This window comes from Brachybacterium alimentarium (assembly GCF_002332425.1).
Taxonomy (GTDB): domain Bacteria; phylum Actinomycetota; class Actinomycetes; order Actinomycetales; family Dermabacteraceae; genus Brachybacterium; species Brachybacterium alimentarium.
Genome location: NZ_NRGS01000017.1, coordinates 161626 through 188441, shown reverse-complemented (window position 1 = coordinate 188441; position 26816 = coordinate 161626). Strand labels below are relative to the sequence as shown.

Annotated in this window: 21 protein-coding genes and 1 tRNA gene; 10 read left to right on the top strand and 12 right to left on the bottom strand. The window is 70.9% G+C overall.

Annotation, left to right across the window (positions count from 1 at the left end):
* Positions 1–14 precede the first annotated feature (14 nt).
* The 6 genes from CIK71_RS11005 to CIK71_RS10980 form a co-directional block, all read right to left on the bottom strand.
* Entirely contained in the window at positions 15–917 is a 903-nt protein-coding gene (locus tag CIK71_RS11005; protein ID WP_096165712.1) for a C2 family cysteine protease, read from the bottom strand.
* Positions 918–936: 19 nt separating this feature from the next.
* Positions 937–2157 (bottom strand): pyrophosphate--fructose-6-phosphate 1-phosphotransferase, encoded by a 1221-nt coding sequence (locus CIK71_RS11000; RefSeq protein ID WP_096165711.1) that lies wholly within the window; start codon positions 2155–2157, stop codon positions 937–939.
* A 201-nt stretch (positions 2158–2358) separates the two neighbouring features.
* The gene (locus CIK71_RS10995; RefSeq protein WP_096165710.1) at positions 2359–3153 is read right to left on the bottom strand and encodes an inositol monophosphatase family protein; all 795 of its coding nucleotides are present in this window, start codon (positions 3151–3153) and stop codon (positions 2359–2361) included.
* 168 nt (positions 3154–3321) lie between these two features.
* On the bottom strand, positions 3322–4365 hold the full coding sequence (gene rsgA, locus CIK71_RS10990; protein WP_096165709.1) for a ribosome small subunit-dependent GTPase A: 1044 nt from the start codon (positions 4363–4365) through the stop codon (positions 3322–3324).
* Positions 4362–5690 (bottom strand): 3-phosphoshikimate 1-carboxyvinyltransferase, encoded by a 1329-nt coding sequence (gene aroA / locus CIK71_RS10985; RefSeq protein ID WP_096165708.1) that lies wholly within the window; start codon positions 5688–5690, stop codon positions 4362–4364. The genes rsgA and aroA overlap by 4 nt, the downstream gene beginning before the upstream one ends.
* 5 nt (positions 5691–5695) lie before the next feature.
* Positions 5696–6262 carry a hypothetical protein gene (locus CIK71_RS10980; RefSeq protein ID WP_096165707.1) on the bottom strand — a complete coding sequence of 189 codons (567 nt, stop codon included), beginning with the start codon at positions 6260–6262 and terminating at the stop codon, positions 5696–5698.
* A 327-nt stretch (positions 6263–6589) separates the two neighbouring features.
* On the opposite strand from CIK71_RS10980, the gene CIK71_RS10975 reads away from it, so the two are divergent.
* Positions 6590–7285 carry a sigma-70 family RNA polymerase sigma factor gene (locus CIK71_RS10975; RefSeq protein ID WP_096165706.1) on the top strand — a complete coding sequence of 232 codons (696 nt, stop codon included), beginning with the start codon at positions 6590–6592 and terminating at the stop codon, positions 7283–7285.
* The gene (gene rsrA / locus CIK71_RS10970) at positions 7282–7635 is read left to right on the top strand and encodes a mycothiol system anti-sigma-R factor (RefSeq protein WP_096165705.1); all 354 of its coding nucleotides are present in this window, start codon (positions 7282–7284) and stop codon (positions 7633–7635) included. Before CIK71_RS10975 ends, rsrA begins: the two co-directional genes overlap by 4 nt.
* 64 nt (positions 7636–7699) lie before the next feature.
* Here rsrA and CIK71_RS18250 read toward each other — a convergent pair whose 3' ends face one another.
* The 5 genes from CIK71_RS18250 to CIK71_RS10950 form a co-directional block, all read right to left on the bottom strand.
* A complete protein-coding gene (locus CIK71_RS18250; RefSeq protein ID WP_370540782.1) occupies positions 7700–7774 on the bottom strand; it encodes a 50S ribosomal protein bL37 in 75 nt (24 codons plus the stop codon).
* Between the two features lie 253 nt (positions 7775–8027).
* Entirely contained in the window at positions 8028–8672 is a 645-nt protein-coding gene (locus CIK71_RS10965) for a GDSL-type esterase/lipase family protein (RefSeq protein WP_096165704.1), read from the bottom strand.
* An 83-nt stretch (positions 8673–8755) separates the two neighbouring features.
* A complete protein-coding gene (locus tag CIK71_RS10960; RefSeq protein WP_096165703.1) occupies positions 8756–12559 on the bottom strand; it encodes a multifunctional oxoglutarate decarboxylase/oxoglutarate dehydrogenase thiamine pyrophosphate-binding subunit/dihydrolipoyllysine-residue succinyltransferase subunit in 3804 nt (1267 codons plus the stop codon).
* Positions 12560–12687: 128 nt separating this feature from the next.
* Positions 12688–13722: a HAMP domain-containing sensor histidine kinase gene (locus CIK71_RS10955; protein ID WP_158541985.1), complete on the bottom strand. Its 1035-nt coding sequence runs from the start codon at positions 13720–13722 to the stop codon at positions 12688–12690.
* Positions 13723–13823: 101 nt separating this feature from the next.
* Positions 13824–14630, bottom strand: coding sequence for a response regulator transcription factor (locus CIK71_RS10950; protein ID WP_096165701.1), 807 nt, complete (start codon positions 14628–14630; stop codon positions 13824–13826).
* Between the two features lie 432 nt (positions 14631–15062).
* On the opposite strand from CIK71_RS10950, the gene CIK71_RS10945 reads away from it, so the two are divergent.
* The 4 genes from CIK71_RS10945 to pabB all read left to right on the top strand — a co-directional run bounded on the left by CIK71_RS10945 (position 15063) and on the right by pabB (position 19124).
* Entirely contained in the window at positions 15063–15923 is an 861-nt protein-coding gene (locus tag CIK71_RS10945; protein WP_096165735.1) for a M23 family metallopeptidase, read from the top strand.
* Complete coding sequence (tsaD, locus tag CIK71_RS10940; protein ID WP_096165700.1) at positions 15920–16978, top strand: tRNA (adenosine(37)-N6)-threonylcarbamoyltransferase complex transferase subunit TsaD; 1059 nt, start codon at positions 15920–15922, stop codon at positions 16976–16978. Before CIK71_RS10945 ends, tsaD begins: the two co-directional genes overlap by 4 nt.
* 78 nt (positions 16979–17056) lie before the next feature.
* Positions 17057–17129 (top strand) — tRNA-Arg (locus CIK71_RS10935).
* Positions 17130–17246: 117 nt separating this feature from the next.
* Positions 17247–19124: an aminodeoxychorismate synthase component I gene (pabB, locus tag CIK71_RS10930; protein WP_096165699.1), complete on the top strand. Its 1878-nt coding sequence runs from the start codon at positions 17247–17249 to the stop codon at positions 19122–19124.
* Here pabB and CIK71_RS10925 read toward each other — a convergent pair.
* Positions 19099–21387 (bottom strand): bifunctional alpha,alpha-trehalose-phosphate synthase (UDP-forming)/trehalose-phosphatase, encoded by a 2289-nt coding sequence (locus CIK71_RS10925; RefSeq protein WP_096165698.1) that lies wholly within the window; start codon positions 21385–21387, stop codon positions 19099–19101. The two genes, pabB and CIK71_RS10925, sit on opposite strands and share 26 nt — an antisense overlap.
* A 448-nt stretch (positions 21388–21835) precedes the next feature.
* On the opposite strand from CIK71_RS10925, the gene lysA reads away from it, so the two are divergent.
* The 4 genes from lysA (at position 21836) to thrB (ending at position 26727) form a co-directional block, all read left to right on the top strand.
* A complete protein-coding gene (gene lysA, locus CIK71_RS10920) occupies positions 21836–23248 on the top strand; it encodes a diaminopimelate decarboxylase (RefSeq protein WP_096165697.1) in 1413 nt (470 codons plus the stop codon).
* Between the two features lie 145 nt (positions 23249–23393).
* Positions 23394–24752 (top strand): homoserine dehydrogenase, encoded by a 1359-nt coding sequence (locus CIK71_RS10915; protein ID WP_096165696.1) that lies wholly within the window; start codon positions 23394–23396, stop codon positions 24750–24752.
* 5 nt (positions 24753–24757) lie between these two features.
* On the top strand, positions 24758–25816 hold the full coding sequence (thrC, locus tag CIK71_RS10910; protein WP_096165695.1) for a threonine synthase: 1059 nt from the start codon (positions 24758–24760) through the stop codon (positions 25814–25816).
* Entirely contained in the window at positions 25813–26727 is a 915-nt protein-coding gene (gene thrB, locus CIK71_RS10905; protein WP_096165694.1) for a homoserine kinase, read from the top strand. The genes thrC and thrB overlap by 4 nt, the downstream gene beginning before the upstream one ends.
* Positions 26728–26816 lie beyond the last annotated feature (89 nt).

Below are 26816 nucleotides of genomic sequence, written 5' to 3'. Positions count from 1 at the left end.
GCCAGCCGCAGTGCTCAGCGCAGCGGCGGCGTCACGTCGACCGAGAGGAAGCCCCGCCGGAAGGTGCGCGCGTCGATCGTGAGCAGTCGGCTCGGCCGCGTGGGGTTGCGCAGGTGCACATGCCCGGTGACCGGGTCTCCTCCCACCGCGGCGAAGACATGACTGGACGGCAGGGGACCGTGAGCGGTGGTGACGCGCCTGCTGAGCGGATGGGTGGACGCGGCGATCGCGCGTCCCTCCTCGCGCCACCGGACGATCTGCCGAGCATCAGGCAGTCGCAGCATCGTGCGCACTCTCATGCCCAGCAGCAGCTCGAGACCGAAACGGGCGAATCCGCGGGCCAGAACGTCGTAGCCGCCCGCGACATGGGCGGCCAGCGCCTTCTCGAGCACGCCGGCCCATCCCGGGTTCGTGCCCTCGAGGCGGGCGTACACGGGTCGCCCGCGCTCGGTCACGGGCATCTGTCGATCCACCCTGATCGGTTCGGCGAGGGCAGGCAGAGCGACCTCGACGACTCCGCCGGGAAGCTCCGTGAGCAGCGCGCCGAGGCGCTCGGGGGCGGTCTCGTGGATCGCGAGCATCGCGGCGATCACCCAGCAGTCGCCGAGCCGGCCCTGCTGCGGGCGCCGAGAGCCTGTCGTCTGCAGGGGGCCATCGTCCATGACCCATCCGGAGCCGGCCGGGGCCGCGGAGATCTGCAGGACGCCCTGCGCGGCCCATGAGCCGTCGAACCCGCCAGCGTCGGTGCCCGCACCGGCGACCGAGTCAGCGAGCACGGTGCCGTCTGCGAGCACCGTGTCGGCGACCGCGTCCGGGAGCACGTCGCGCGCCCGCCCCGACGGGACGAGCGCGCGAAGGGTGCGCCGCCAGGTGCGCACGCGGGGCCGTCGTCCGATGCGCTCCGGGACGGCCGTCATGCTGAGGTCCGGTGCCGGGTCAGTGCGACTCGGCGGGGACGATCTTCTGGCCGGTGCGTTCCATGACCTCATGGAACCAGGGCTGGGAGATGTCGAAGGACTTGTGGCCGGCGATGCGCGAGAACTCGATGGCGCGCAGCACGCCGCCCTGCTCCTCGTCATGGCCGATGACGCCGGAGGCGCCCTCGAGCGAGACCTGCACGGCGAGGTCGGTCATCGACTTGATCAGGCGCAGATCGTCGGCGTTGGCCTTCGCGGAGCGCGAGAAGTAACCCGACTTCTGGACCATGGACTTCTCCGCGCCCAGCTTCTCGGAGAACTGGTTGGCGAACCACTGGCCGGGGTTGATCTTGTCGATCTTCACGTGGCCGAACGGATCCTTCTCCGGCTCCTCGCCGCGGGCCTGCATCTCGGCGATGATCTCCGGGATGCCGGCGCCCTCGGACAGGAAGATGTTCACGCAGCCCACTTCGTCCATGACCTTCTTGAGACGCTCGGCCTCGGCGTCGATGTCCAGTGCGAGCTCGGGCAGGAACACCGCGTGCACGTCCCAGCGCTCGGGCGAGTGGCCGATGCCGGGCAGCCAGCTCTGCTGGGCATGCCACTGCTGGTAGTACTCGGCGGCCTGGGCGGTGAGGTACCCGCAGGCGCGACCCATGATCTCGTGCACGATCAGCATGCGCGGGTTCGAGCCGTGCTCGGCGATGACGTTCTGCGCGAAGACGCTGGTCTGCTCGGCGGCGGTCATCGCGCCGAGGGACTGGCGGATCGGCACGATGTCGTTGTCGATCGTCTTGGGCAGGCCGACGACGTGCAGGTCGTAGTCGTTGTCCTGCAGGTACTGCGCGAGATCCGCCGCGGTGGTGTTGGTGTCGTCGCCGCCGATCGTGTGCAGGACGTCGACACCGTCCTCCTTGAGCTTGTTCGCGGCGACCTCGAGAGCGTTCTGGCCCTCCTCGATCAGACCACGGGCGACGAGGTCAGCGGTGTTGGTGAGCTTGACGCGCGAGTTCCCGATGGGGGAGCCGCCGTAGTCGTGCAGCACGTGGGCACCTGCGCGCACCTCGTCGTCGATGACGATCTTCTCGCCGGAGAGCAGGCCCCAGTAGCCGTGCTTGTAGGCGATGATCTCGACGTCGGGCACCAGCTCGGTGTACCGCTCGATGAGGCCGCCGACGGCGGAGGACAGGCAGGGGGCATAGCCACCTGCGGTCAGCAGGGCGACGCGCTTGACGGTCATGAGGATGGGGGTCCCTTCGTGGTTCGGGGTCTCGACGCATCGAGTCTACCGATCCCCGGGCCGCGTTCCTGAGCCGTCCGTCCCGGCGCCCTCTCGTCCCGCCGCCCTCTCGATCGGCCGCGCTCTCGTTCCGCTGCGTCTCCGGCCTGCCATGCTTCCGCCCTGCCACCCTGTCACACTGCGGGCCTTCCGCCCGGGCGATCAGGAGTCGCGCAGAGCGAGCGCCGTGAGGATCTCCTCGTGCAGCAGGGAGTTGGTGGCGATCGCGCTGCCGCCGAACGGCCCGTCCTCACCCTCCAGAGACGTGAAGCGCCCTCCGGCCTCGGTGAGGATCGGGACCAGCGCGGCCATGTCGTGCAGCGCCAGCTCGGGCTCGCACGCGGCATCGACGGCGCCCTCCGCGACGAGCATGTACGACCAGAAGTCACCGTAGGCGCGCGTGCGCCAGAAACGCTGCATGAGGTTGAGCATCTGGGGGAGCCGGTCGTGGTCCGCCCAGCCGTGCAGCGAGGAATAGGACAGCGAGGCCTCTTCGAGCCGGTCGACCTGGGAGACCTGCAGGCGGCTGGCGTTGGTGATCCGCGAACCGGTCCAGGAGCCGACGTCCAGTCCGCCCCACCAGCGGCGGGAGAGGGACGGTGCGGAGACCAGGCCCACGACGGGTCGGCCGTCCTCGATCAGGCCGATCAGGGTGGCCCACACGGGCACGCCGCGCACGAAGTTGCTGGTGCCGTCGATCGGGTCGATCACCCACTGCCGGGAGGCCGATCCGGTGGTGCCGTACTCCTCGCCGATCACCTGGTCCCGGGAGCGGGAGCGCGCCAGCTGCGAGCGCACGATCTTCTCGGCGGCCTGGTCGGCATCGGTGACCTCCGTGAGATCGGGCTTCGTGGAGACCTCGAGATCCTGGGCTTTGAACCGGGACATGGTCAGCTGATCCACGGCGTCGGCGAGAACATGGGCGAGGCGCAGATCATCGGCATAGCGGCTGGACATGGGCCCACCCTAGAGCGCTCACGGACCCGGTGCGCGCAGCGACGCGGTGCGGATCCACGCCCGAATGTTGCCACAGTGCGGAGGGTTCGCGCCGGTCAGAGGCTGGTCCCGGAGTGGTGGGCACCGGCCACGGCCTGCTCGAAGCGCCCGCCGGCTCCGCCTGACCGCTCAGAGATCCCAGGGGTCGTTGCGTCGCAGGGTGACGGCGAGGCGCCGGTACGAGAGCAGCCGGGCCGGGCCCGCGCTGCCGGCTTCACCGGCCTCGACCAGACCGTCCAAGGCGCAGTCCGGAGCATCCTCGAGATGCGTGCACCCGCGCGGGCAGGACTCTGCGAGGACGGCGAGATCGGCGAAGGCGTCGAGGAGCTCGTCGGGGTCGACGTGGCCGAGTCCGAAGGAGCGCACGCCCGGGGTGTCGATCGCCCAGCCCCCGCCGTCCGGCAGCTGCATCGCCAGTGCGGAGGACGAGGTGTGCCGGCCGCGCCCGGTGACGTCGTTGACATCGCCGATCGCGCGGTCGGTGCCCGGCACGAGAGCGTTGAGCAGGGTCGACTTGCCGACCCCGGAGTGCCCGATGAGCACGCTGACGCGGCCGGAGAGGCGCTCCTGGAGCTCCTGGAGGCCGACGATGCTGCCGTCGGCGTCCTGTCGGGTGATCACGTGCTCCAGGCCCAGTGGAGCGTACGAGCGCAGGAACTCCTCCGGCGATCGCAGATCGGCCTTCGTGAGCACGAGCAGGGCGTCGATCCCGGCCACATAGGCCGCCACCAGGCAGCGATCGATCATGCCGCCGCGGGGCTCCGGGTCGGCGACGGCGGTCACCATCACCATGAGGTCGACGTTCGCGACCAGGGGGCGTTCGGTGGAGTCGTCGTCGTCGGCGCTGCGCCGCAGGAAGGAGCTGCGCTCCTGGATCCGGACGATCCGGGCCAGGGAGCCGTCGCGCCCCGTCGTGTCGCCGACCAGACCGACCAGGTCGCCGGGCACGACGGGGGAGCGGCCGAGCTCCCGGGCGCGCATCGCCGTGACGGTGCGCTCGTGCGGGGTCCCGGCCGCGACGACGGTGCGCCACCGGCCGCGGTCCACCGAGATCACCCGCCCCGTGATCGCGTCCTCGTGCTTGGGGCGGTCCTTGGTGCGCGGCCTCGAGCCCCGACGGTTGGGCCGGACGCGCACGTCGGCCTCGTCGTAGTCGCGGAGCGACCGGCTCACGCCTCGCCGTCCTCGAGGGGGTCGGTGTGCAGCATGGACAGCCACATCCCCACGAAGTCCGGGAGGGTCTTCTGCGTGGTGCCGATGTCGATCACCTGCAGATCAGGGACCCGCAGCCCGATGATCGCGGCAGCCGTGGCCAGGCGATGGTCCTCATACGTCTCGAAGACCTCGCCGTGCAGCGGGCCGGGGTGGATCTCCAGCCCGTCCTCGAGCTCGAGGGTGCGGGCACCGAGCTTGGTGAGCTCCGTGGCCAGCGCCTTCAGCCGATCCGTCTCATGCCCCCGCAGATGCCCCACGCCCCGCAGGGTCGAGGGGGAATCCGCCAGCGCCGCGAGAGCGGCGATCGTCGGCGTCAGCTCGCCGACGGCGGAGAGGTCGGCGTCGATCCCGCGGATCCGGCCCGTGCCCCGCACGCACAGCGTGCGGCCCTCGCGCCACACCTCGGCGCCCATCCGCGTCAGCAGCTCGCGATAGGCGTCGCCGGGCTGGGTGGTGACCTCGGGCCAGTCGTCCACCGCGATCGTGCCCTCGGTGGCCACCGCGGCCGCGAGGAAGGGGCCCGCGTTGGACAGATCCGGCTCGACGACGATGCTCACCGGGCGGATCTCGCCGGGCGTGACGCGCCAGCGATGCCTTCCCTGCTCATCGGTGTCGTGCGTGCACTCGATGCCCACCTCGCGCAGCGTCTCGGCGGTCATGTCGATGTGCGGCAGCGACGGCAGCTTGTCGCCCACGTGGACGAGCTCGAGAGCGTCGTCGGCACGGGCCGCGACCAGCAGCACGTTGGAGATGAACTGGCTGGAGGCCGAGGAGTCGACCTCGATCCGTCCGCCGCGCAGCCGGCCGGTGCCGTGCACCGTGATCGGCAGACGCCCGGGCGCACCGTGCTCGGTGACCTCGACGCCCTGCTGCCGCAGCGCGTCGATGACGGGATCCATCGGGCGCGCCAGCGCAGGCTCGTCCCCGGTGAAGCGCACGTCTCCGTGGTGCAGGGCGGCGAGCATCGGGACGAAGCGCATCACCGTGCCGGCCAGACCGGTATGGATCTCGAGCGGTGCGGCGGGATGCTCCGGCGGGGGCGGGATCGGCGTGACGAGCAGCGCGTCGTCGCGCGCCTCCAGGATCGCTCCCAGACGCTCGAGGGCGTCCCGCATCAGACGGGTGTCGCGGGAGACCAATGCTCCACGCAGCTCGGACGGCTGCTGCGCGGCGGCGGCCAGCAGCATCCATCGAGCGGTCAGGGACTTCGATCCCGGCACTCGCACCAGAGCGTCGACAGGCCTGTCGGCGACGGGGGCGTTCCAGAGCACCTCGGAGACCACTGGCGTCAGCCCCGCTGAGCGGCGAGCTGCTTCTGCGCGGTGCCCACCGCGTCGTGCGCCTTCTTGTCGATCTTCGAGGCCTTCTTCTCGAGCTCGCGCTGCTTCGCGGCGGCCTTCTTCTGGCTGCGCTCGACGAAGTCGTTCACCTGGTAGCCGAGCGACGGGCGGCCGTCGTGGTCGACCACGGCGAGCAGCACGCCGCCGAGCAGACCGGCGTCGGTGAGGATCGCCTGGATCTCACGCGCACGCTCCTCGCCGCGCAGCTCCCAGACCTTCTTGCGGCCGGCCCAACCGACCGACGTGGTCAGCAGCAGGGCCGCGGCGGCCGCGCGCGGGCGCCGGTTGGTGGCGTACATCAGACCGGCTCCGGCGGCGATGACGCCGGTGGCGCGGACGATGGTGCGCGCATCGAGGAAACCGGGGGCCGAGGACTTCGACAGGGTGGAGTCGACGGCGTCGAAAGCCTGGGGGTAGACGTCGATCTCGCGCTCCGGACGCAGAGCGGTGCGCACACCCTCGGCGATGAAGGGGGCTGCGAGCAGCGGACGTGCGATGCGGCGGACCAGGGCCATGGTGTCCTCACGTTCTTCACGGGTACGAGCAGATCCGACGACCGTCTGTGCGACAGGTCGCCAGCGTCCAGACTACCGCCCAGGGAACAAGGAGAGCGCCGGACGCGTTGCACTGCGTGGATCCGGAGCGGATCCGGACCTCGCGTGGAGGCGTTCGACCGCGGTCGGTGGAGATGCTCGACAGCGCTCAGCGGCCTCGCGCGGGCAGACGGGGACACGAGGACACACCGGGCCGACAGATCGGTAGGGCACGGAGAAGGAGACCTGATGGCCACTGCGGTGCTCACGCACGGTGCGGAACGCTCTTCTGGCGTAGGTTGGGCCGCAATGACCCAGACAGATCCTGCCCAGAGCCCCGATGCGGGCCATCCGGAGGTCGACGACGCCTCGGGCGACGCGTTCGACTTCGAGACCGAAGCGCTCTCGCACCTGGACTCTCTCTATGGCGGTGCGCTGCGGATGACCCGCAACCCGCACGATGCCGAGGATCTCGTCCAGGAGACCTTCATGAAGGCCTTCCGTGCCCGCGACCGGTTCACGCCGGGCACCAACATGCGTGCCTGGCTGTACCGGATCATGACCAACAGCTACATCACGACCTACCGGCAGAAGCAGCGTCGGCCCAAGGAGGCGTGGTCCGACACGGTCGAGGACTGGCAGCTCGCCGAGGTCGGCTCGCACACCAGCTCCGGTCTGCGCTCCGCGGAGACCGAGGCGCTGGACCGGCTGCCGGATTCCGCCGTCAAGGACGCCCTGGGCCAGCTGCGCGAGGACTACCGCATGGCGGTCTACTACGCGGATGTCGAGGGCTTCGCGTACAAGGAGATCGCCGAGATCATGGACACCCCGATCGGCACTGTGATGTCACGGCTGCACCGGGGCCGTCGTCAGCTGCGGGACATGCTCTCCGACTACGCCTACCGCAGCGGTTTCCTGCGGGAGGACCCGACGCCGCCGGGCGACGGCTCCTCGGAGACGACCACGCGGAAGTCCGGCTCGATGCCACGGGAGGAGGAACGATGAACCAGGACGACATGAGGGCCCGACGGGACACCGACGCGGCGGACAGCGCGCCCCGGGATGCGCGCTACCGCCTCGAGGAGGCCCTCGACGGCGAGCTGCCGCGCGAGACGGTGGAGCGCATGGAGCGTCACACCGAGGACTGCCCCGAGTGCGCCGAGGAGTGGGAGCGCGTGCGGCGGATCAAGGAGCTCGTACGGCGCAGCTGCGCCGACCGTGCGCCATCGTCGCTGCGTGAGCGGATCACGGTGGAGTGCCAGTCCGTGTCGGTCACCCGCACCACCGAGGTCGACGGCACGACCAGCGTGCACATCTCCGCCACGAGCTCCCGACGCGAGCTGCCCGGCGCCTGAGCATGACTGAGGGCCCCTCCCNNGGGAGGGGCCCTCAGTCATGCCGCGCATCGCGGCATCACGGTCAGCAGTTGGGGCGCTTGCCGTGATTGGCGCCGTTCTTGCGGCGAGCCTTGCGCTTGCGTCCTCGCTTGCTCATCACGTTCTCCTTCCTTCGCCCGGTAACCAGACGATTGTGCCACAGGGAAGCGGAGGCTCCTCCTTCGCAGGCGGTCCGGACGGCGGGCTGAGGTGGAGGTCACGTGCCCCGGCACGAGCCGGAGGGCCCGCCGGGGACGGTGCTGCCGACGATGCCCGCCGGTCTGCGCCATCCCGACCGCCGGACTGAACTGCCCTGACTGCCGGCCTGCGTCGTCCAGACCTCCGGCCTGCGCCGTCAGGGTGCCGCGCTGTCAGGACGAGGTGCCCAGCCAGGAGCCGAAGCCGCCGTGGAGCACGAGCCAGGCCATCAGGCCGTATCCCGTCTGCCCCGGATGATCGCCGGGGGAGCGGGAGAGGTCGGACTCCCACTGCTCGTGGCCGACCAGCCCGCCGACGGTGTCGACGTACGGGATGCGCCGGCGGGAGCAGACGTCCTCGAAGGCCCCGGAGAGCTCCCGGACACCCTGCGTGGTCCCCGGATCGCGACTGGGCGGGGGCCCGACGACGAAGGCGGGGATGCGCAGCCGCTCCAGCCCGTCGAGCACCTTGGCGAGATTGAGGCGGGAGCGCGCCAGGGAGATGTCGGTGTAGACGTCCGCGCGCCCCATGGCGAGCACGACCCGGTGGTCGATGCTGCCGTCGGCCTGGGCGGAGCGGTCCATCCGCAGGTGGACATCCTGGTCCCACCGCTCGGCGAGGCCGCCGGAGGTCTCGCCGGGAAGCGCCGAGGTGAACACGTCCACACGGTTCTCGGCGCCCTGCTCGCTGGCGACGGCTCGGCCGAGCCAGCCGAGGGCGCGGGCGTCCCCGACACCGGCGAGGAGCTCGTCTCCGAGCGCGATGATCCGGATCCGGGAGGCCGGATCCGTAGCGGATGACGTGGACACACTCTGCACCGGGACCTCCTGGGCCAGGGACGGGGACGTCAACTGTAACGACGGTGGGGGTCGCGGGCGAACCCGCGACCCCCACCGGGCGCTCAGGACTCGAAAGCTCGCACGAGCAGGTCTTCCTGCTCGATCTTGTGGGTGGCGTTGGAACCCGTGGCGGGGGAGGCCGACGCGGCTCGCGCGACCACCTTCAGCGTGCGCCCCACCTCGACGGCGAAGTTCACGGCCATGAAGGTCCATGCACCCTGGTTCTGCGGCTCCTCCTGGACCCAGGTCAGGGTCGCATCGGGGTAGGCCTCCAGGGCCTCGAGGATCTCCTCGGTGGGCAGCGGGTAGAGCTGCTCGAGCCGGATGATCGCCGTGTCGGTGGCCTCGAGCTTGTCGCGGCGCGCCACGAGATCCCAGTACACCTTGCCGGAGGTCAGCAGCACGCGCTTCACCTGCGAGGGGTCCACGGTGGTGTCAGGAAGCACCGGGAAGAAGCCGCCGCCGGTGAAGTCCTCGACCGGGCTGACCGCCGCCTTGTTGCGGAGCATCGACTTCGGGGTGAAGACGATCAGCGGCTTCTTCGGCTCGGTCTTGGCCTGGCGACGCAGCAGGTGGAAGTAGCTCGCCGGGGTCGAGGGGGCCGCGACCCGCATGTTGTCCTCGGCGCACAGCTGCAGGAAGCGCTCGATGCGGGCGGAGGAGTGGTCGGGCCCCTGACCCTCGTAGCCGTGGGGCAGCAGGAGCACCACGCTCGAGTTCTGGCCCCACTTCTGCTCGGAGGCCGAGATGAACTCGTCGATGATGGTCTGCGCACCGTTGACGAAGTCGCCGAACTGGGCCTCCCACAGCACGAGGGACTCGGGGTTCTCCACCGAGTAGCCGTACTCGAAGCCGAGCGCTGCGAACTCCGAGAGCGAGGAGTCGTAGACGTTGAACCGCGCCTGGTCGTCCGAGAGATAGGACAGCGGGGTCCAGGTGTCGCCGTTCTCGTGATCGATCATCACGCTGTGGCGCTGCACGAAGGTGCCGCGACGGGAGTCCTGACCGCTCAGGCGCACCCGTCGGCCCTCCATCAGCAGGGAGCCGAAGGCGAGCAGCTCGCCGTAGGACCAGTCCACCCCGCCCTGGGTCGACATCTGGTGACGTCGCTTCAGGACCGCCTCGAGCTTCGGGTGCACGGTGAACGACTCGGGGATCGCTCGGTGCGCCTCACCGATGCGCTCGAGCACCTCGGCGCTCACGGCGGTGTTGGTGGAGTCGTCCGCGTTCGCGGTGCGCTGGGATGCCGGCAGCTCCAGGCCCTGGACGCTCGACTGCGGATCCACGCCGGGGCTGCCGTCGCGGGTCGCGGCGAAGGCCTCGTCGAGATGCTCCTGGAAGTTGCGGACCAGGCCCTCGGTCTCGTCCTCGGTGAGGTCGCCGCGCTCGATGAGCGCCTCCATGTACAGCTTGCGGGTCGAGGGCTTGTCCTTGATCAGCGAGTACATCTGCGGCTGCGTCATCGACGGGTCGTCGCCCTCGTTGTGGCCACGGCGGCGGTAGCAGACCATGTCGATGACCACGTCGCGGCGGAACTTCTGGCGGTACTGGAACGCGATCTCGGCGACCCGCACGCAGGCCTCCGGATCGTCGCCGTTGACGTGGAAGATCGGCAGCTGCGTCGACTTGGCGACGTCGGTCGAGTAGAACGACGAGCGCGAGGAGTCCGGCAGGGTCGTGAAGCCGATCTGGTTGTTGATGATCACGTGGATCGTGCCGCCGGTGCGGTAGCCGCGCAGCTCCGAGAGGTTGAGGGTCTCGGTGACCACGCCCTGACCGGCGAAGGCCGCGTCGCCGTGCACGAGCACCGGCAGCACCGGGAACTCCTCGGGACGCTCGAGGCGGTCCTGCTTGGCGCGGGTGATGCCCTCGAGGACGGGGTTCACGGCCTCGAGATGCGAGGGGTTCGCGGCGAGGTACACCTTGGTGGACTCGCCGTCGTGCGAGGTGTAGGTGCCTTCCGTGCCCAGGTGGTACTTGACGTCGCCCGAGCCCAGGTTGTTGCCGAAGTTGCCCTCGAACTCCTGGAAGATCTGCCCGTAGCTCTTCCCCGCGAGGTTCGACAGGACGTTCAGGCGGCCGCGGTGGGACATGCCGATGCAGACCTCGTCGACACCCCCATGGGCGGCGCCGTGGAGCACGGTGTCGAGCATCGGGATCACCGATTCGCCTCCCTCGAGGGAGAAGCGCTTCTGGCCGACGAACTTCGTCTGCAGGAAGGTCTCGAACGCCTCGGCGGCGTTGAGGCGATCCATGATGTGCGTGTGCTCGACCTTGTCGAACGGGCGGCGCGGGGTCTCCATCTGATTCTGGATCCAGTCCCGCTCCTCCGGATCGGAGATATGCATGTACTCCACGCCGATGGTGCGGCTGTAGGAGTCGCGCAGCACCCCGAGGATGTCCCGCAGCGGCATCTCGTCCTTGCCGCCCAGGCCGCGCGTCGGGAAGATGCGGTCGAGGTCCCAGAGGGTGAGCCCGTAGGTCTCGACGTCCAGGTCGGGGTGGTTGCGCACGCGGTACTGCAGCGGATCGGTGTCCGCCATCAGGTGGCCGCGCACACGGAAGGCGTGGATCAGGTCCATGACCCGAGCGAGACGCTCGGACTTGGAATCCTTGAAGGGGTTGTCCGGCACCCAGCGGATCGGCTGGTACGGGATCCGCAGCGACGCGAACACGCGATCGTAGAAGCCCTCCTTGCCCAGGAGCTTGTCGCCCATGCGCTTGAGGAACTCGCCGGAGGCCGCGCCCTGGATGATGCGGTGATCGTAGGTCGAGGTCAGCGTCATGACCTTCGAGACCGCGAGGTCGGCGAGAGTCGCGGGGCTCGCGCCCTGGAACTGCGCCGGGTAGTCCATCGCGCCGACGCCCACGATCGTGCCCTGGCCCTCCATGAGGCGGGGGATCGAGTGGACGGTGCCGATGCCGCCGGGGTTCGTCAGCGACACCGTGGTGTGCGCGAAGTCGTCCATCGTCAGCTTGCCGGCGCGGGCCTTGCGCACAACCTCCTCGTAGGCCTTCCAGAAGCCGTGGAAGTCGAAGCGCTGGGCGCCCTTGATGCTGGGCACGACCAGGCCGCGGGACCCGTCGGGACGCGGCATGTCGATGGCGAGGCCGAAGTTGATGTCCTCGCGCTTGAGGAGGATCGGCTTGCCCTTCTCGTCGACGTCGAAGCCGTTGTTCATGTCGTTGATCTCGGTGATCGCCTCGATCATCGCCCACCCGATGAGGTGGGTGAAGGACACCTTGCCGGCACGATTGCGCTTGAGGTGGTTGTTGATGACGATGCGGTTGTCGAAGAGCAGCTTCACCGGCACGTCGCGCACCGAGGTCGCGGTGGGGACCTCGAGCGACTCCTTCATGTTGCGCACCACGGCGGCGGCCGGGCCGCGCAGCTTGACGCGCTCGGGCTCGCTGAGCTCGACCACCGGGATCTGCGAGGTCGTCGTGGGGATCTTCGCCGGACGGTCCGAGGTGGTGGAGACGGTGGGCGTCTTCGTGGAGTCGCTCTTCGCCTTGTCGTCGTTCACAGGGGCGGATTCCTTCACGGGCTGAGAGGATGCCGCGGAGGACGCGGCGTGAGATGAGGGAGCGTCAGGGGCGCTCTGGGGCGGGGGCGCCGCGGACGAGGCGTCCTGAGCCCCGGGATCGTCCTGATCGCGCTGCTCCGTCGCAGCGGGAGGGGAGTCCGGGGTGGGGTCGTCGGCAGCACGGGATGCGGGCGTCTGCTCGCGGTGGGCGGAGAAGTACTCCGCCCAACTGGGGTCGACGCTCGAGGGATCCTGTTGCCACTGCTCGCGGAGCGCGTCCACGAGCCACTGATTAGGGCCGAATTCCGAGGTCTCGGAGCCCTGTGTCTGCTGTGACACTCTGAGATCGCCAGCCTTCTCACGGTCGAGTGATACGGATACCGACAGCCTAACGGAGCATCGCGCGCTCCCGGTGCCTCTCGGGCCCTCTGGCGGCGATTGCGTGCCCTGTGGTGTGGGACGTCACGTCACACGGACGTGCCTGGATCCGGGAGGACCACTCGGATGAGCGAGGACCGACCGTCGCGGGCGAGCTCGCTGCGGGGATCGTCGAGCACCTCGATGGTCCCGCCGTGGAGCCCGACGGCCCAGCGGGCGATCGCGAGGCCGAGGCCCGTGCCTCCGGAGTTGTCGGCATAGCCGCCGCGCTGGAAGCGCTCGAACACGCGCGAGCGGTCCTCCAGGGCGATGCCGGGTCCCTCGTCGTGCACGTCCAGCCGCACCCCCTGCCCGTCGTCGGTGCGCGCGGCGCCGATCCGGATCCTGCCGCCGGCGGGGGAGTGCCGGGCGGCGTTCTCGAGCAGGTTGTGGATGACCTGGTGGATGCGGGCCGCGTCCGCGGTGATCGTGAGATCGGCCGGCTCGACGTCGACGATCCAGCGCACGTGGCGACCGCCGGCGGCGAGGGCCGCCGCGTCGACCACCTCGTGGAGGAACGGGGTGAGCTCGATCGGTTCGCGGTCCAGCTCGACCACCCCGGCGTCCAGCCGCGAGAGGTCCAGCAGATGGCTCACCAGCAGCGAGAGCCGCTCGGTCTCCGTCAGGGCCACCTCGAGCGCGGCCGGGTCGGGCTCGGTGACGCCGTCCACGAGGTTCTCCAGCTGGGCGCGCAGCCCCGCGACAGGGGTTCGCAGCTCGTGGGAGACGTTCGCGACCAGGTCTCGACGCATGCTGTCCGTCTGCTCGAGCTCCGAGGCCATGGTGGAGAACGCGGCGGCGAGCTGTCCCACCTCGTCATGGCTGGTGGCGCGGATGGGCCGGGTGTAGTCGCCGCGGGCCATGGCCTGGGCGGCGCCGGTCATCTCCCGCAGCGGGGAGGTCATGCCGCGGGCCAGGAGCTGGGTGGACACGAGCGCCGCGAGCACCACGAGAGGGATGGCCAGCAGAGGTTCGATGCCGGCACGGATGCTCACCTGGGTGAGCAGGGCGGCGACGGTGACGACCACGCCCACCAGCACGCCGAGCTTGACCTTGAAGGAGCGGAAGCGGTCCAGCGGGCGCACGTCGAGGCGGTCGGGGACACGGCGGCGCGCCGCCGAGGCGGCGGCCGACGGGTCCGGCGCGACGGGAGCGGTCTCCGTGCTCGTCGCGGGGCGCTGCGAGGTCACGCGTCCGACGACGGATCGTTCGGCGTGGGCATCGAGTGGATGTCGGTGGGCCCGTCGGCCACCGGCGCCTCCTCGTCCTCCGAGGGGATCTCCAGCGCGTAGCCCACACCGTGCACGGTGCGCACCAGATCGGCGCCCAGCTTGCGTCGCAGCGCCTTCACGTGGGAGTCGACGGTCCGGGTGCCGGTGGCGTCGATCCAGTCCCAGACATCCGCCAGGAGCTGCTCGCGGGTCAGGACCGTGCCGGGCGCGTTGGCGAGGCACAGCAGGAGGTCGAACTCGGTGGGAGTGAGGTGGGCGGGCGCCCCGGCGCGCATCACGCGGCGGCCGGCCCGGTCGATCACGAGATCGCCGAACTGGAGGGCGACGTTCTGCTCGGCGTCGCTGGGTGCCGGGGCGCCGGTACGGCGGACCCGACGCAGCAGGGCCTTCAGACGGGCGGCCAGCTCCCGCATCGAGAAGGGCTTGGTCATGTAGTCGTCGGCCCCGACCCCGAGGCCGACGAGCATGTCGGTCTCGTCGTCACGTGCGGTGAGCATGAGCACGGGGACCGGCTCGTCGGCCTGGATGCGCCGACAGACCTCGAGGCCGTCGAAGCCCGGGAGCATCACGTCGAGCACGACGGCGTCGGGCCGCACCTCGGCGACGGTGCGCACCCCCGAGGGGCCGTCGTAGGCGGTGGTGACCTCCCATCCCTCGGCCGTGAGGCGATCAGCGATGGCATGGGTGATCGTCGGTTCGTCCTCGATCACCACGACGCGCACGGGCGGGGCGGAGGACTGTGCCTGGTCGGGAGTCGACATGCCGCCACTCTAGACCGCGCGAGATGCGCACGCCCTGAAGGCGGAGCGCGAGGGCTTGTCCTCCCGGAGGCGCCGACGTGCTCCTGGACGTCGTGCCGAGGCCGCATCCCTGTCGCCGATGTCTCGACGACGTGTCGCCGACGGGCCTGTGGGGAGCCGGTGCACGTGGCATAAGGCACGGCCGGGGGAGGGTTGCGGGGCGCTGTCGTCAAGACCGAGCAAGCTTTGGGCCACTATGGCAAAAACTTGGCAATGACCCTGCTGACCTGCTCGTCTCGGTGGCGCGTGCGGCCGTAGATTGTTCCAGGTTGTTCGGCGACGCGTCCTTCCCTGTCCGGCGTCGCGATCGGACAGACGTACATACGTGGAAACGCAGTCGAACTGGAAGCAGGTCATCTCGTGGCGAATCATCGCGCTGACGGACGCGCCACCGTGCGCAAGCACCGTGCCATCGGGGGAACCCATCGGGACGCAGCGCTCCCCGCCGGTGCGATGAAGGTCGGCGTGCTCTCGGTCCTCGCGACCGCGACGATCGCCGCCCCGCTGGCCGCCGCCGCAGCCGGCATCGACGAGACCGCCACGCAGGGCGACACGGTCGCCTCCGAGCTCCCCGACTCCGCGTCCGAGCCCGCAGCCCCCGTCGCGCTGCCCGTCGCAGACGTCGCCTCGAGTGCGCAGTCCGCGACCGAGACCCGCGAATCCGGCGCCGAGGCGAACCGCAGCACCGAGCGCGCCTCCACCTCCGACGATTCCGACAAGGCCGAGGACTCCGAGAAGTCCGACGGCGCCGAGGCCGAGAGCACCGGCATCGAGGTCTCGGCCCCCGAGCCCGAGCCTGAGCCCGAGCCCGAGGTGGACGCCGCTGCGGCCGAGGGCGAGGACGCCGGGACCGCCGCCGCCTCCACCGGCGGCTACATCCAGCCGGTCTCCGGCCCCATCACCTCCGGCTTCGGAGGCCGCGTGCACCCGGTGCTGGGCTACTTCAAGGGCCATAACGGCGTGGACTTCGGCGCTGCCTGCGGCACCCCCGTGAAGGCCTCGAAGGCCGGCGAGGTCGTGGCCGTGGAGTACAACAGCTCCTCCGGCAACCGCGTGAAGGTCGACCACGGCGACGGCGTCATCACCGGCTACTACCACCTCCAGGGCTTCAACACCTCCGTCGGCGCGACCGTCCAGCAGGGCGACATCGTCGGCTACGTCGGCTCGACCGGCCGCTCTACCGGCTGCCACCTGCACTTCGCGAAGATGGACGAGGCGGGCACCTACTCGAACCCGATGTCGCTCCTGCGGTGACCGGTTCCGTCGCTCCGGTCGTCCTGGGGGTCGAGTCCTCCTGCGACGAGACCGGCTTCGGCCTCGTCTCCGAGGGCGTCCTGCTGGGCCAGGGCCTCGCCTCCAGCGCGGCCCAGCACGCCGAGTTCGGAGGAGTGGTCCCCGAGATCGCCGCCCGCGCGCATCTCGACGCTGCGGTCCCCACCCTGCAGATCGCCCTGCAGGACGCCGGCGTCGGCCTCGACGAGATCACCCATGTCGCCGTCACCTCGGGGCCCGGCCTCGCGACCGCCGTGCACGTCGGGCTCGCCGCTGCGAAGTCCATCGCCTGGGCGCTGGACAAGCCCCTCTACGGCGTCCATCACCTCGCCGGCCACGCCGCGGCCGACACCCTCGAGCACGGCCCGCTGCCGGCCCAGAGCATCGTGCTGATCGTCTCCGGCGGCCATACCTCGATCCTCGCCGTGGGGGACCTGGTCCGTGATCCGATCGAGCATCTCGGGGACACGCTGGACGATGCTGCCGGTGAGGCGTTCGACAAGGTCGCGCGTCTGCTGGGCCTCGGGTATCCGGGCGGGCCGGCGATCTCCCGTGCAGCCGTCGGCGGCGACCCCACCGCCTACCGCTTCCCGCGCGCCCTGCTGCGCGGCGGCGACGCACCCTTCACCTTCTCCTTCTCGGGGCTGAAGACCGCGGTCGCCCGCACCGTCGAGCGGATCCAGCGCGCCGGAGAGGTGGTCCCGGTGGCGGACATCGCGGCCTCCTTCGAGCAGGCTGTCGTGGACGTCCTGGTCACCAAGGCGATGCGCGCCGTGCACGAGCGGGGCCTGAGCGCCCTCGTGATCGTCGGCGGAGTCGCGGCGAACCGCCGCCTGCGCGAAGCTGCCCAGCAGCGCTGCGACACGGACGGCATCGAGCTGCGGATCCCGCCGATCAGCCTGTGCACCGACAACGGCGCGATGATCGCCGCCGTCGGCGACCTCCTGGTGCGCTCCGGTGCCGAGCCCAGCGGACTGCGCATCGCGGCGGATCCCTCTGCGGTCCTGCACGGAGCTCAGCTCCCGCTGCCGCGGTGAGGTCCGCCTCACACCCGGGTCCACGAGGGCGGATGATGGTGCCGGGCACCTCGTGGTGTTGCTAGACTCCTCGGGTCAGCCCGCGTAGCTCAGTGGATAGAGCGTCTGCCTCCGGAGCAGAAGGTCGTAGGTTCGAATCCTGTCGCGGGCACCGCAGAGCACCCCGGTCGACGGTCCTGGAGACCATCGGCCGGGGTGCTGTCATTCCCGCCGCTGCCGGTTCGCTGCCACGCCGGGCCCGGACCACCCACGGAGGCCGCCCAGCGCCATGGACCCGCACATCCCCACCGGATCTCGTCAGCCATTCGCATCTCGTCAGCCATCCGCGCGCTTCGACGACCTGCTCGGCGGAACGCAGCTGCAGTTCAGCGACGTCGAGAGGGAGATCGTCGCGCATCGGCCCGTGGAGGTGCTCCCGGCGCTCGCGGAGGTGCGCCGCGCGGTGGACGCCGGCTGGTGGGCGTACGGCATGGTCACCTACGAAGCCGCGGCCGGTCTCGATCCCGTTGCCGTCGTGCAGGAGCCGCTCCCGGACCTCCCGCTGCTGTGGTTCGGTCTCAGCCGCGCTCCCGACGAGGACCCCTCGTTCCCGACCGACCTCGGCTCGTACCGGGTGGGGTCATGGACCATGCCCTGGACGCGCGAGCGGCATGCGCAGAAGGTCGCGCGGGTCCAGGAGGCGATCGCCGAGGGCGAGACATACCAGGCCAACCTCACCACGCGCCTGGATGGCCGGATCGAGGGCGATCTGCTGGCCTGCTACCGCGACCTGATCGGAGCCCAGCACTCCGCCTTCGGCGCCCATCTCGACCTCGGCCGCTGGGCCGTGCTCAGCGCGAGTCCCGAGCAGTTCCTGGACAGGAGGGGCGAGGAGCTCTCCTCGGTGCCGATGAAGGGCACTGCGCTGCGCGGCGCGACTCCTGCCGAGGATGCGCAGCGTCGTGCCGCGCTGCTGCGCAGCGAGAAGGAACGGGCGGAGAATGTGATGATCGTCGACCTGATCCGCAACGACCTCGCCCGGATCGCCCGCCCGGGCACCGTCGACGTCCCGCATCTGCTGCGCGCCGACGCATACCCCACCGTGTGGCAGCTGACCAGCACCGTCACCGCGGACCAGCGCCCGGGGGTGACGCTCGAGGAGCGGTTCGGCGCGATGTTCCCCTGCGGGTCGATCACCGGCGCTCCGAAGCTCTCCACGATGGCGCTGATCGCCGAGCTGGAGACCGCGCCGCGCGGCGTGTACTGCGGGACGATCGGCTGGCTCGCCCCGTCGCGCACGGCGGCCGACGGGACCGAGCTCCCGGCCGAGGAACGCTTCAGCGTCGCGATCCGCACGATCCTCGTCGATCGTCAGGACGGCTCGGCCACCTACGGCGTGGGCGGCGGGATCACCTGGGCCTCGACCGCCGCGGGGGAGTGGGATGAGCTCGCCGCGAAGACACGGGTGCTCGAAGGGCTCCGCGGGGTCGGCGGCGTGCATCTCCCGCCCGACCCGGAGGACTTCGGCCTGCTGGAGACTCTCGCGGTCGAGCGCGGCGCGCCCCGTCACCTGGAGGAGCACCTCGATCGGCTGCAGGCCTCCGCCGAGGAGCTCGCCATCACCCTGGATCGCGCGTGCGCCCGGCAGACGGTGCTGGCGCAGATCCCCGACCTGGTGGGCGAGGACGGCACGGCGATCCTCCGGCTGCGCCTCGCGCTGGACGGCACGCTCACGCTGACGACGCGTGCGCTGGATGCGCCGCAGCCGGGGCCGGTGCGGCTCGTCCTGGACACGGTCCCGATCGACCCGTCCTCCCCAGCCGTGCGGCACAAGACCACCGACCGTGAGCACCTGACCGCCGCGCTCGCGCGGGCCCGCGACCGAGATGGTGCGGCGGACGATGTCGTGCTCGTCGGACCCACCGGGCTCGTCACCGAGACCAGCATCGCGACGCTCATGGTGCGACTGGACGGACGGTGGTGCACGCCGCCGCTCGAGGACGGCTGCCTGCCCGGGATCGGACGCCGCCTCGCCCTCGAACGGGGCGAGGCGGCCCTCCGGAGCATCACCGCCGGGGAGCTGGCCGCAGCCGACGAGATCGCCGTGGTGAGCTCCGTGCGCGGATGGCGCCCGGCGGTGCTCAGCCGTCCTGGCGCAGCGCCTTGAGCCGGGCCAGCACCGCCGCGGCCTCCGGGGTGCCGGCGATGCGGTAGTTCGCCGCCGTGTCGCCCTCGCCGACCTTGATGCCGCAGTCGCTCTCGCCGAGGTGTCCGAAGACCGACTCGTCGGTCACGTCGTCCCCCAGGTAGAGCCAGGCGTCGGCCGCACTGGCGCGGGCCAGCGCGTCGATGGCGTCGCCCTTGGAGGCGTGCACCACCGAGAACTCGACGACCTCCTTGCCGGGGGTCACCGTGACCTCGGGCAGCGTCACCGCGTACTCGAGCGCGGAGTCGGTGGCGTTGTCGGCGCCGCGCCCACGGGCGTTGCGGGTGTGCAGCACAGCGGCCGACGGCTTGGTCTCGACCTCGACGCCGGGATGAGCCCGGGCGATTCTGTGCAGGGTCGCCGTGATCGACTGGAGCAGCTCATCCTTCTCCGGGGTCATGGACAGTGCCGCGGAGTCGAGCACCTCGGCCTGCATCCACGGCGGGAGCGCCCCGACCTCCGCGCCGTGGGATCCCACCAGCACCACGGAGCTGGGCATCCCGGTGTGGGAGTCCAGATCCTCCAGCGACCGTCCGGAGATCAGGGCGACCGCCACCCCCGGCATGTCGGCGAGCTCCCGCAGCGTGTCCAGCGCCGCCGGATCGGGCTCGACCGCGTCCCGGTCGTTGACGATCGGAGCGAGCACGCCGTCGAAGTCCGAGGCGATCAGGATCCTCGGAGTCTGCGCGAACTCCGCCAGAGCCCCCTCGAGCACCTCGGGCTCCGTGGGGTCGCCGCCGCTCAGGCGGACCACCGGCTTCGCCTCGCCGTGGGGATCGTCGGACTGCTCCAGACGCTCCAGGAAATCGTGCGCCCAGCTCTGCACGTCGTTCTCCATCACCTGGTGGCGCAGGGAGCGCATCGACTCCTGCTGCTCCTCCTCGGGCATCGCGAGCGAGCGCAGGATCGCGGCCTTGAGCTCGTCGATGTCGTGGGGGTTGACCATCACGGCGGCCCGCAGCTCATCGGCCGCGCCCGCGAACTCGCTGAGCACGAGCACGCCCTGCAGGTCGGGGCGGGAGGCCACGTACTCCTTCGCGACCAGGTTCATGCCGTCGCGCAGGGCGGTGACGAGCACGACGTCGGCAGCCATGTACAGCGCGGTCATGTAGCGCCGGTCGAAGGAGCGGTGCTGGTAGGAGACGGCAGCGCGCCCGATCGAGGCGTGGTCGCCGTTGATGCGGCCCACCGTCAGCTCGACCTCGTCGCGCAGCTGCCGGTAGGCCTCCACCCGCTCACGGGACGGCGTGGCGACCTGGATCATCACGGTGTCGTGAGGGTCGATCGACCCGTCGTTGAGGAGCTCGCCCCAGGCCTTGAGCCGATGGCGGATGCCCTTGGTGTAGTCCAGACGGTCCACACCGACCACGACCTTGCGCGGGTTGCCGAGATCGCGGCGCAGCTGCGCCGCGTGCTCGCGCACCTCCGGATCCTCCGTGAGGGCCGACACCGAGGCGGAGTCGATCGAGATCGGGAAGGTCTGGGCGGTGACCTCACGCATCGGTGCGGCGCCCAGACCGGGCACCGAGATGGTCTGCCCGTCCACGTGATGGCCCAGCAGCTTGCGCACCGCGGCCAGGAAGTTCTGGGTGTCGCTCTCGCGCTGGAACCCGATGAGGTCCGCACCCAGCAGGCCGCGCAGGATCTGATTGCGCTTGGGCAGCTGGGAGAACAGTTCGACGGGCGGGAACGGGATGTGGTTGAAGAACCCGATGCGCACGTCGGCCCGGTCGTCGCGGATCATCCGTGGCACCAGCTGCAGCTGGTAGTCGTGCACCCAGATCGTGCTGGTCCGGCTCGCGACCGCCGCCGCGGCGCGGGCGAAGCGACGGTTCGCGCTCACGTAGGAGTCCCACCAGGTGCGATGGAACGCGGGTTCGACGATGACGTCGTGATAGAGCGGCCACAGCGTCCCGTTGGAGAAGCCCTCGTAGTACCGCTCGATGTCCTCCTGATCCAGCGCGACGGGGTACAGGCTCATCCCGTCGGCCTCGAACGGGTCGGGGGCATCGCCCGGTGCGCCGGCCCACCCCACCCAGGCGCCGGAGTCGACCCCCTTCATCACGGACTCCATCGCGGTGACGAGACCGCCGGGGCTGGTGACCCACTCGGTCGCTCCGTCGGGCAGCGTGCGGGAATCGACCGGCAGCCGGTTGGCGACGACCACGAGATCGTGGTCGGGGCGATGAGGGGCATGAGCGGGGCGGTCAGCGGAACCGGGCACGTGAACTCCTTGACGAGGGGCGGACTCAGGGTCGGGCGAGGCGCCGGCCACGGCCGGACCAGCCGCAGACGGCTTCCCTGCCGAGCCTCGAGACTATCCCGAGACTATCAAGTGCGATCGATCACCCGCTGTCCGGGGCGGCGCGCGAACATCGCGCCCACCAGGCCGTCTGACCAGTATCGACGGTGCCCGGGCCGCTCGGTCGGTGGCGGTCGGACCCGAGGCTCCCTGATCGCGGAGCGGACGGCGCTCCGGCCGGCGGCGCGCCCCGTCTAGGGTCGTGGGGCGTCGTGGTCGCGCCGTCCGCCGGAGGCGATCCCCGGGCGGGTCCCAGGACCGCTGCACGCACTGCGCACTGCGCATGACGCACGACGCACTGCGCATGACGGACGACGCACGACTCTGCAGGACCCCCGCCGTACCCGAGAACCCACCCCCAGGAGCAGACATGCGCGCCCATGAGGCCGGAGCCCTCCACGGAAACGACGCCGCCCCCACCTGGCTCCCGTATCCCGAGGACGTCAACACCCTCATCGACGGGCTGTGGTCGAGCACGACCCGGCGCGGCAGCGATGGCGCGGTCGAGGTGGGCGGCGTCGACGTGCGCCGCATCGCCGAGGAGGTCGGCACCCCCGCCTTCGTGCTGGACGAGGACGACTTCCGCTCCCGTGCCCGCTCCTTCCGGGACGCCTTCACCGACGCCTTCCGCCCACTCGCGGGGGCCGACGTCTACTACGCCGGCAAGGCCTTCCTCTGCGGAGCGGTGGCCCGCTGGGTCCAGGAGGACGGGCTCGGACTGGACGTGTGCACCGGCGGCGAGCTCGCCGTCGCCCTGCGCGCCGGCTTCCCGGCCGCGCGCATCGCCCTGCACGGGAACAACAAGTCCGACGCCGAGATCCGCCGTGCCCTCGAGGCCGGGGTGGGCCGGATCGTCGTGGACTCCCTGGACGAGATCGGCCAGGTCGACGCCGTCGCCGCCGAGCTGGGCACCCGCGCCGCCGTCATGCTGCGCGTGACCACCGGCGTCGAGGCCCACACCCATGAATTCATCGCCACCGCCCACGAGGACCAGAAGTTCGGGCTCTCGCTCACTGGCGGCGCCGCCTTCGAGGCCGTGCGCCGCGTGCTCGAGGCGCCCCGCCTGGAGCTGGTCGGACTGCACTCCCACATCGGCTCCCAGATCTTCGACGTCGGCGGCTTCGAGGTCGCGGCCCGCCGTGTGCTCGACCTGGTCGCCCAGGTGAGGACCGAACTCGGCCACACCATCGACCAGCTCGACCTGGGCGGCGGGTTCGGCGTCATGTACAACACCCAGCACACCCCGGCCTCCCCGGAAGCGCTCGCCACGGGCATCGCCGGCATCGTCGAGAAGCAGTGCCACGAGCTCGACCTCGAGGTCCCGCACGTCTCCTTCGAGCCCGGGCGGGCGATCGCCGGCCCCTCCACCCAGACGCTCTACACCGTGGGCACCGTCAAGGACGTGCGGTTGGGCGGGCCCCACCACCGGGTCTACGTCTCGGTGGACGGCGGAATGAGCGACAACGTCCGCACCGCGCTCTACGACGCGGACTACTCGTGCCTGCTCACCGGCCGCGTCTCCGACGCCGCGCCCGAGGTGGTGCGCGTGGTCGGCAAGCACTGCGAGAGCGGGGACATCGTCGTCAAGGACGAGTACCTCCCCTCCGACGTGGAGCGCGGGGACCTGATCTCGGTGCCGGTCACGGGTGCCTACTGCTACTCGCTGGCCTCGAACTACAACCACGTCCCGCGGCCGCCGGTCGTCGCGGTGCAGGGCGGGGAGATCCGCACGCTGATGCGTCGTGAGACCGAGGAGGACCTGCTCGGTCTCGACCTGGGATGACCCCCTGCCCGACCCCTCCGTCGCATTGAGCGACCGCAGGTCATCTACGTTCATCGTCGGTCACGAAGGGGGAGGCTCCTCGGATACAGTTCGAGAGCCCGCCCCCGGCCACCCCGTCGGACCGTGTGGAAGGACCACCTCGCACATGTCACAGTCGTCACCCGGCAGCCCGCTGCCCCCCGCCTCCCCGGACCTTCCGGTGCTGCGCGTCGCCGTGCTCGGCGCCGGCACCGTCGGCACCGAGGTCCTGCGGCTGATCGCTCAGCAGGGAGAGGACCTCGCGCACCGCATCGGCGGTCGTCTGGAGGTGATCGGGGTCTCCGTCCGGGACCTCACCCGCGACCGCGGCGAGCACGTCCCCGCCGACCTGCTCACCACCGATCCCGCAGCGCTCGTGCGCGAAGCGGACCTGGTCATCGAGGTGATGGGAGGCATCGAGCCGGCGCGCACCCTGCTGCTGGACGCCATGGCGCACGGCGCGAGCGTCGTGACCGCCAACAAGGCCCTGCTCGCCCAGGACGGGCCGACGCTCTACGAGGCGGCCGACACCCACGGCGTGGACCTGTACTTCGAAGCCGCGGTCGCCGGAGCCATCCCGCTGGTGCGCCCGGTCCGGGAGTCCCTCGCCGGTGACCGGATCCAGCGCGTGCTGGGCATCGTCAACGGCACCACCAACTACATCCTCGACGCGATGACGCGCACCGGGGCCAGCTTCGACGAGGCGCTCGCCGACGCTCAGGAGCTCGGCTACGCGGAAGCGGACCCGACGGCCGACGTGCAGGGGCACGACGCCGCGGCGAAGGCCTCGATCCTGGCCTCCCTCGCCTTCCACTCCCGCGTGCGACTGGGCGACGTGCACTGCGAGGGCATCACCGAGGTCTCCGCGCAGGACATCGCGGCCGCCGGCCGGATGGGGCGCACGATCAAGCTGCTCTCGATCGTCGAGCGCGTCCGGGACGAGACCGGCGAGCGGATCTCGGCCCGTGTCTACCCGGCGCTGATCCCGGACAGCCACCCGCTGTCCTCGGTCTCCGAGGCCTACAACGCGGTCTTCATCGAGGCGGATGCCGCCGGATCGCTCATGTTCTACGGGCAGGGCGCCGGGGGCGCTCCCACCGCCTCGGCGATCCTCGGCGACCTGGTCTCCGCCGCGCGCCAGCGGGTGCGCGGAGGCGTCGGCCCGCGGGAGTCGCGCTACGCCGAGCTGGAGCAGATCCCGCTGGACGATCTGCGCAACGCCTTCTACATCTCGCTCACCGTGCAGGACCGACCCGGTGTGCTCGCCGAGATCGCCGGAACCCTCTCCGGGTACGGCATCTCCATCTCGACCATCCATCAGGAGCTGATCGACCAGTCCGAGGACGGTGGGGAGAAGTCGTTGGCGCACATCGGCATCAGCACCCACCGTGCGCTGGAGTCCGCGATGACCGCGTCCCTGGACGTGTTCTCGTCGACCGCGACCGTGCTGAGCATCGATTCCGTCCTCCGTATCGAAGGAGAATGACCCCCATGGCCCATCAGTGGCGCGGCGTCCTCGCCGAATATCGCGATCATCTTCCCTTCGCCGAGGGCGACACCCTGCTCTCGCTGGGGGAGGGCGGCACTCCGCTGGTCGCCGCACCGGCGCTCTCCGAGCGCGTCGGAGCGGAGGTCCACATCAAGGTCGAGGGACAGAACCCCACCGGCTCGTTCAAGGACCGCGGCATGGTCGCGGCCATGTCCAAGGCCGTCAACGACGGCGCGACCGCCGTGGTCTGCGCGTCGACGGGGAACACCAGCGCCTCGGCCGCGGCATACGCCACCGCGGCGGGCCTGACCTGCGCCGTGCTGCTGCCCGAGGGCAAGATCGCCGCGGGCAAGCTCGCCCAGGCCGTGGTGCACGGAGCCCAGCTCATCCAGGTGCAGGGCAACTTCGACGACTGCCTCGAGATCGCCCGCAAGCTCGACGCGGAGCATCCCGTCGAACTCGTGAACTCGGTGAACCCGTACCGCCTGCAGGGCCAGAAGACCGGCGCCTTCGAGGTGTGCGACGCCCTCGGGAGGGCACCGGACATCCACATCCTGCCCGTCGGCAACGCCGGGAACATCTCCGCCTACTGGATGGGCTACCGCGAATACCACGAGGCCGGGGTCACCGACTCCCTGCCGGCCATGTGGGGCTTCCAGGCCGCCGGTGCCGCGCCGTTCGTGGCCGGCCACCCGATCAGCGAGCCCGAGACCGTCGCCACCGCGATCCGGATCGGCGCCCCCGCCTCCTGGCATCTCGCGGTCTCCGCGCGCGACGACTCCGGCGGTCTCATCGACGCCGTCTCGGATCAGCAGATCCTCGATGCCCAGCGCCTGCTCGCCGGTGAGGTGGGGATCTTCGTCGAACCCGCCTCCGCCGCCGGTGTGGCCGGGCTGCTGCAGCAGGCCGAGCGCGGGCTGGTCCCCGCCGGAGCCACCATCTCGATCACGGTGACCGGGAACGGTCTGAAGGACATCGACACGGCCCTGTCCCAGCGGGACATGACGCCGACGGTGATCCCCGTGGACATCGCCGCCGCCGCGGAGGCCATCGGCCTGTGAGGATCCAGCACACCCGGGTCTCGGTGCAGGTGCCGGCGACGTCCGCGAACCTCGGCCCGGGCTTCGACACCCTCGGGCTCGCGCTCGGCCTCTGCGACTCCCTGGAGCTCGAGGCGACCACCGGGGGGATCGAGGTGCTCGCCGAGGGCGAGGGTGCGGACTCGGTGCCGACGGGGGAGGACCACCTCGTGGTGCGGGCGCTGCGGCGCGGTCTGGATCACGCCGGGGCACCGCAGATAGGCATCCGCCTGCGCACCGTGAATCGCATCCCGCACGGGCGGGGCATGGGCTCCAGCGCTGCGGCGACGATCGCCGGCCTGCTGCTGGCCCGCGGGCTGCTCTCCGAACCCGAGGCGCTCGACGACACCCAGGTGCTGCAGCTGGCCACCGAGTTCGAGGGGCACCCGGACAACGCCGCGCCCGCCCTGTATGGAGGAGTGGTGCTGTCCTGGATGACGGACGGGGCGGCCCGCGCGGCCCCGCTCGCCCACGCCCCCGGCGTGCTGGACCCGCTCGTGCTGCTGCCCTCGACCACCCTGTCCACCCACCGCGCGCGCGGCCTGCTGCCCGCGGAGGTCCCGCACGCCGACGCCGTCTTCAATGCGGCGCGGACGGGTCTGCTGGTCCACGCGCTGTCCGGCTCGCCGGAGCTGCTCATGGAGGCCACCGAGGATCGACTGCACCAGGAGCAGCGGGCCCCCGGCATGCCCCAGAGCGTGGAGCTCATGCGCGTGCTGCGCCAGGAGGGCCTCCCGGCGGTCATCTCGGGCGCGGGGCCCTCGCTGCTCGTGCTCTCCGGCCGACGTTCCGAGGTCGCACCGCTGGTGCGTCGCATCGTGTCCGATCCCGCGGAGTGGCGGATCGCCCAGGTGCCGCTGCGTGAGAGCGCTGCCGCCCCTGTGGTAGGTTGAGCCTGCGTCCAGGCGACATCGTCCGATGGCGAATTCTGCAGCAGATCGTGTGTGCAGGATCCGTGTCCCGATGCATCTCCCTGATCAGC

What these genes read in the sequence shown, in the direction of transcription:
- CIK71_RS11005 (WP_096165712.1), bottom strand. Translation starts at nt 917, where the DNA reads ATGACGGCCGTCCCGGAGCGCATCGGACGACGGCCCCGCGTGCGCACC.
- CIK71_RS11000 (WP_096165711.1), bottom strand. Translation starts at nt 2,157, where the DNA reads ATGACCGTCAAGCGCGTCGCCCTGCTGACCGCAGGTGGCTATGCCCCC.
- CIK71_RS10995 (WP_096165710.1), bottom strand. Translation starts at nt 3,153, where the DNA reads ATGTCCAGCCGCTATGCCGATGATCTGCGCCTCGCCCATGTTCTCGCC.
- CIK71_RS10980 (WP_096165707.1), bottom strand. Translation starts at nt 6,262, where the DNA reads ATGGCCCTGGTCCGCCGCATCGCACGTCCGCTGCTCGCAGCCCCCTTC.
- CIK71_RS10975 (WP_096165706.1), top strand. Translation starts at nt 6,590, where the DNA reads ATGACCCAGACAGATCCTGCCCAGAGCCCCGATGCGGGCCATCCGGAG.
- rsrA (WP_096165705.1), top strand. Translation starts at nt 7,282, where the DNA reads ATGAACCAGGACGACATGAGGGCCCGACGGGACACCGACGCGGCGGAC.
- CIK71_RS10950 (WP_096165701.1), bottom strand. Translation starts at nt 14,630, where the DNA reads ATGTCGACTCCCGACCAGGCACAGTCCTCCGCCCCGCCCGTGCGCGTC.
- pabB (WP_096165699.1), top strand. Translation starts at nt 17,247, where the DNA reads ATGGACCCGCACATCCCCACCGGATCTCGTCAGCCATTCGCATCTCGT.
- lysA (WP_096165697.1), top strand. Translation starts at nt 21,836, where the DNA reads ATGCGCGCCCATGAGGCCGGAGCCCTCCACGGAAACGACGCCGCCCCC.
- CIK71_RS10915 (WP_096165696.1), top strand. Translation starts at nt 23,394, where the DNA reads ATGTCACAGTCGTCACCCGGCAGCCCGCTGCCCCCCGCCTCCCCGGAC.
- thrC (WP_096165695.1), top strand. Translation starts at nt 24,758, where the DNA reads ATGGCCCATCAGTGGCGCGGCGTCCTCGCCGAATATCGCGATCATCTT.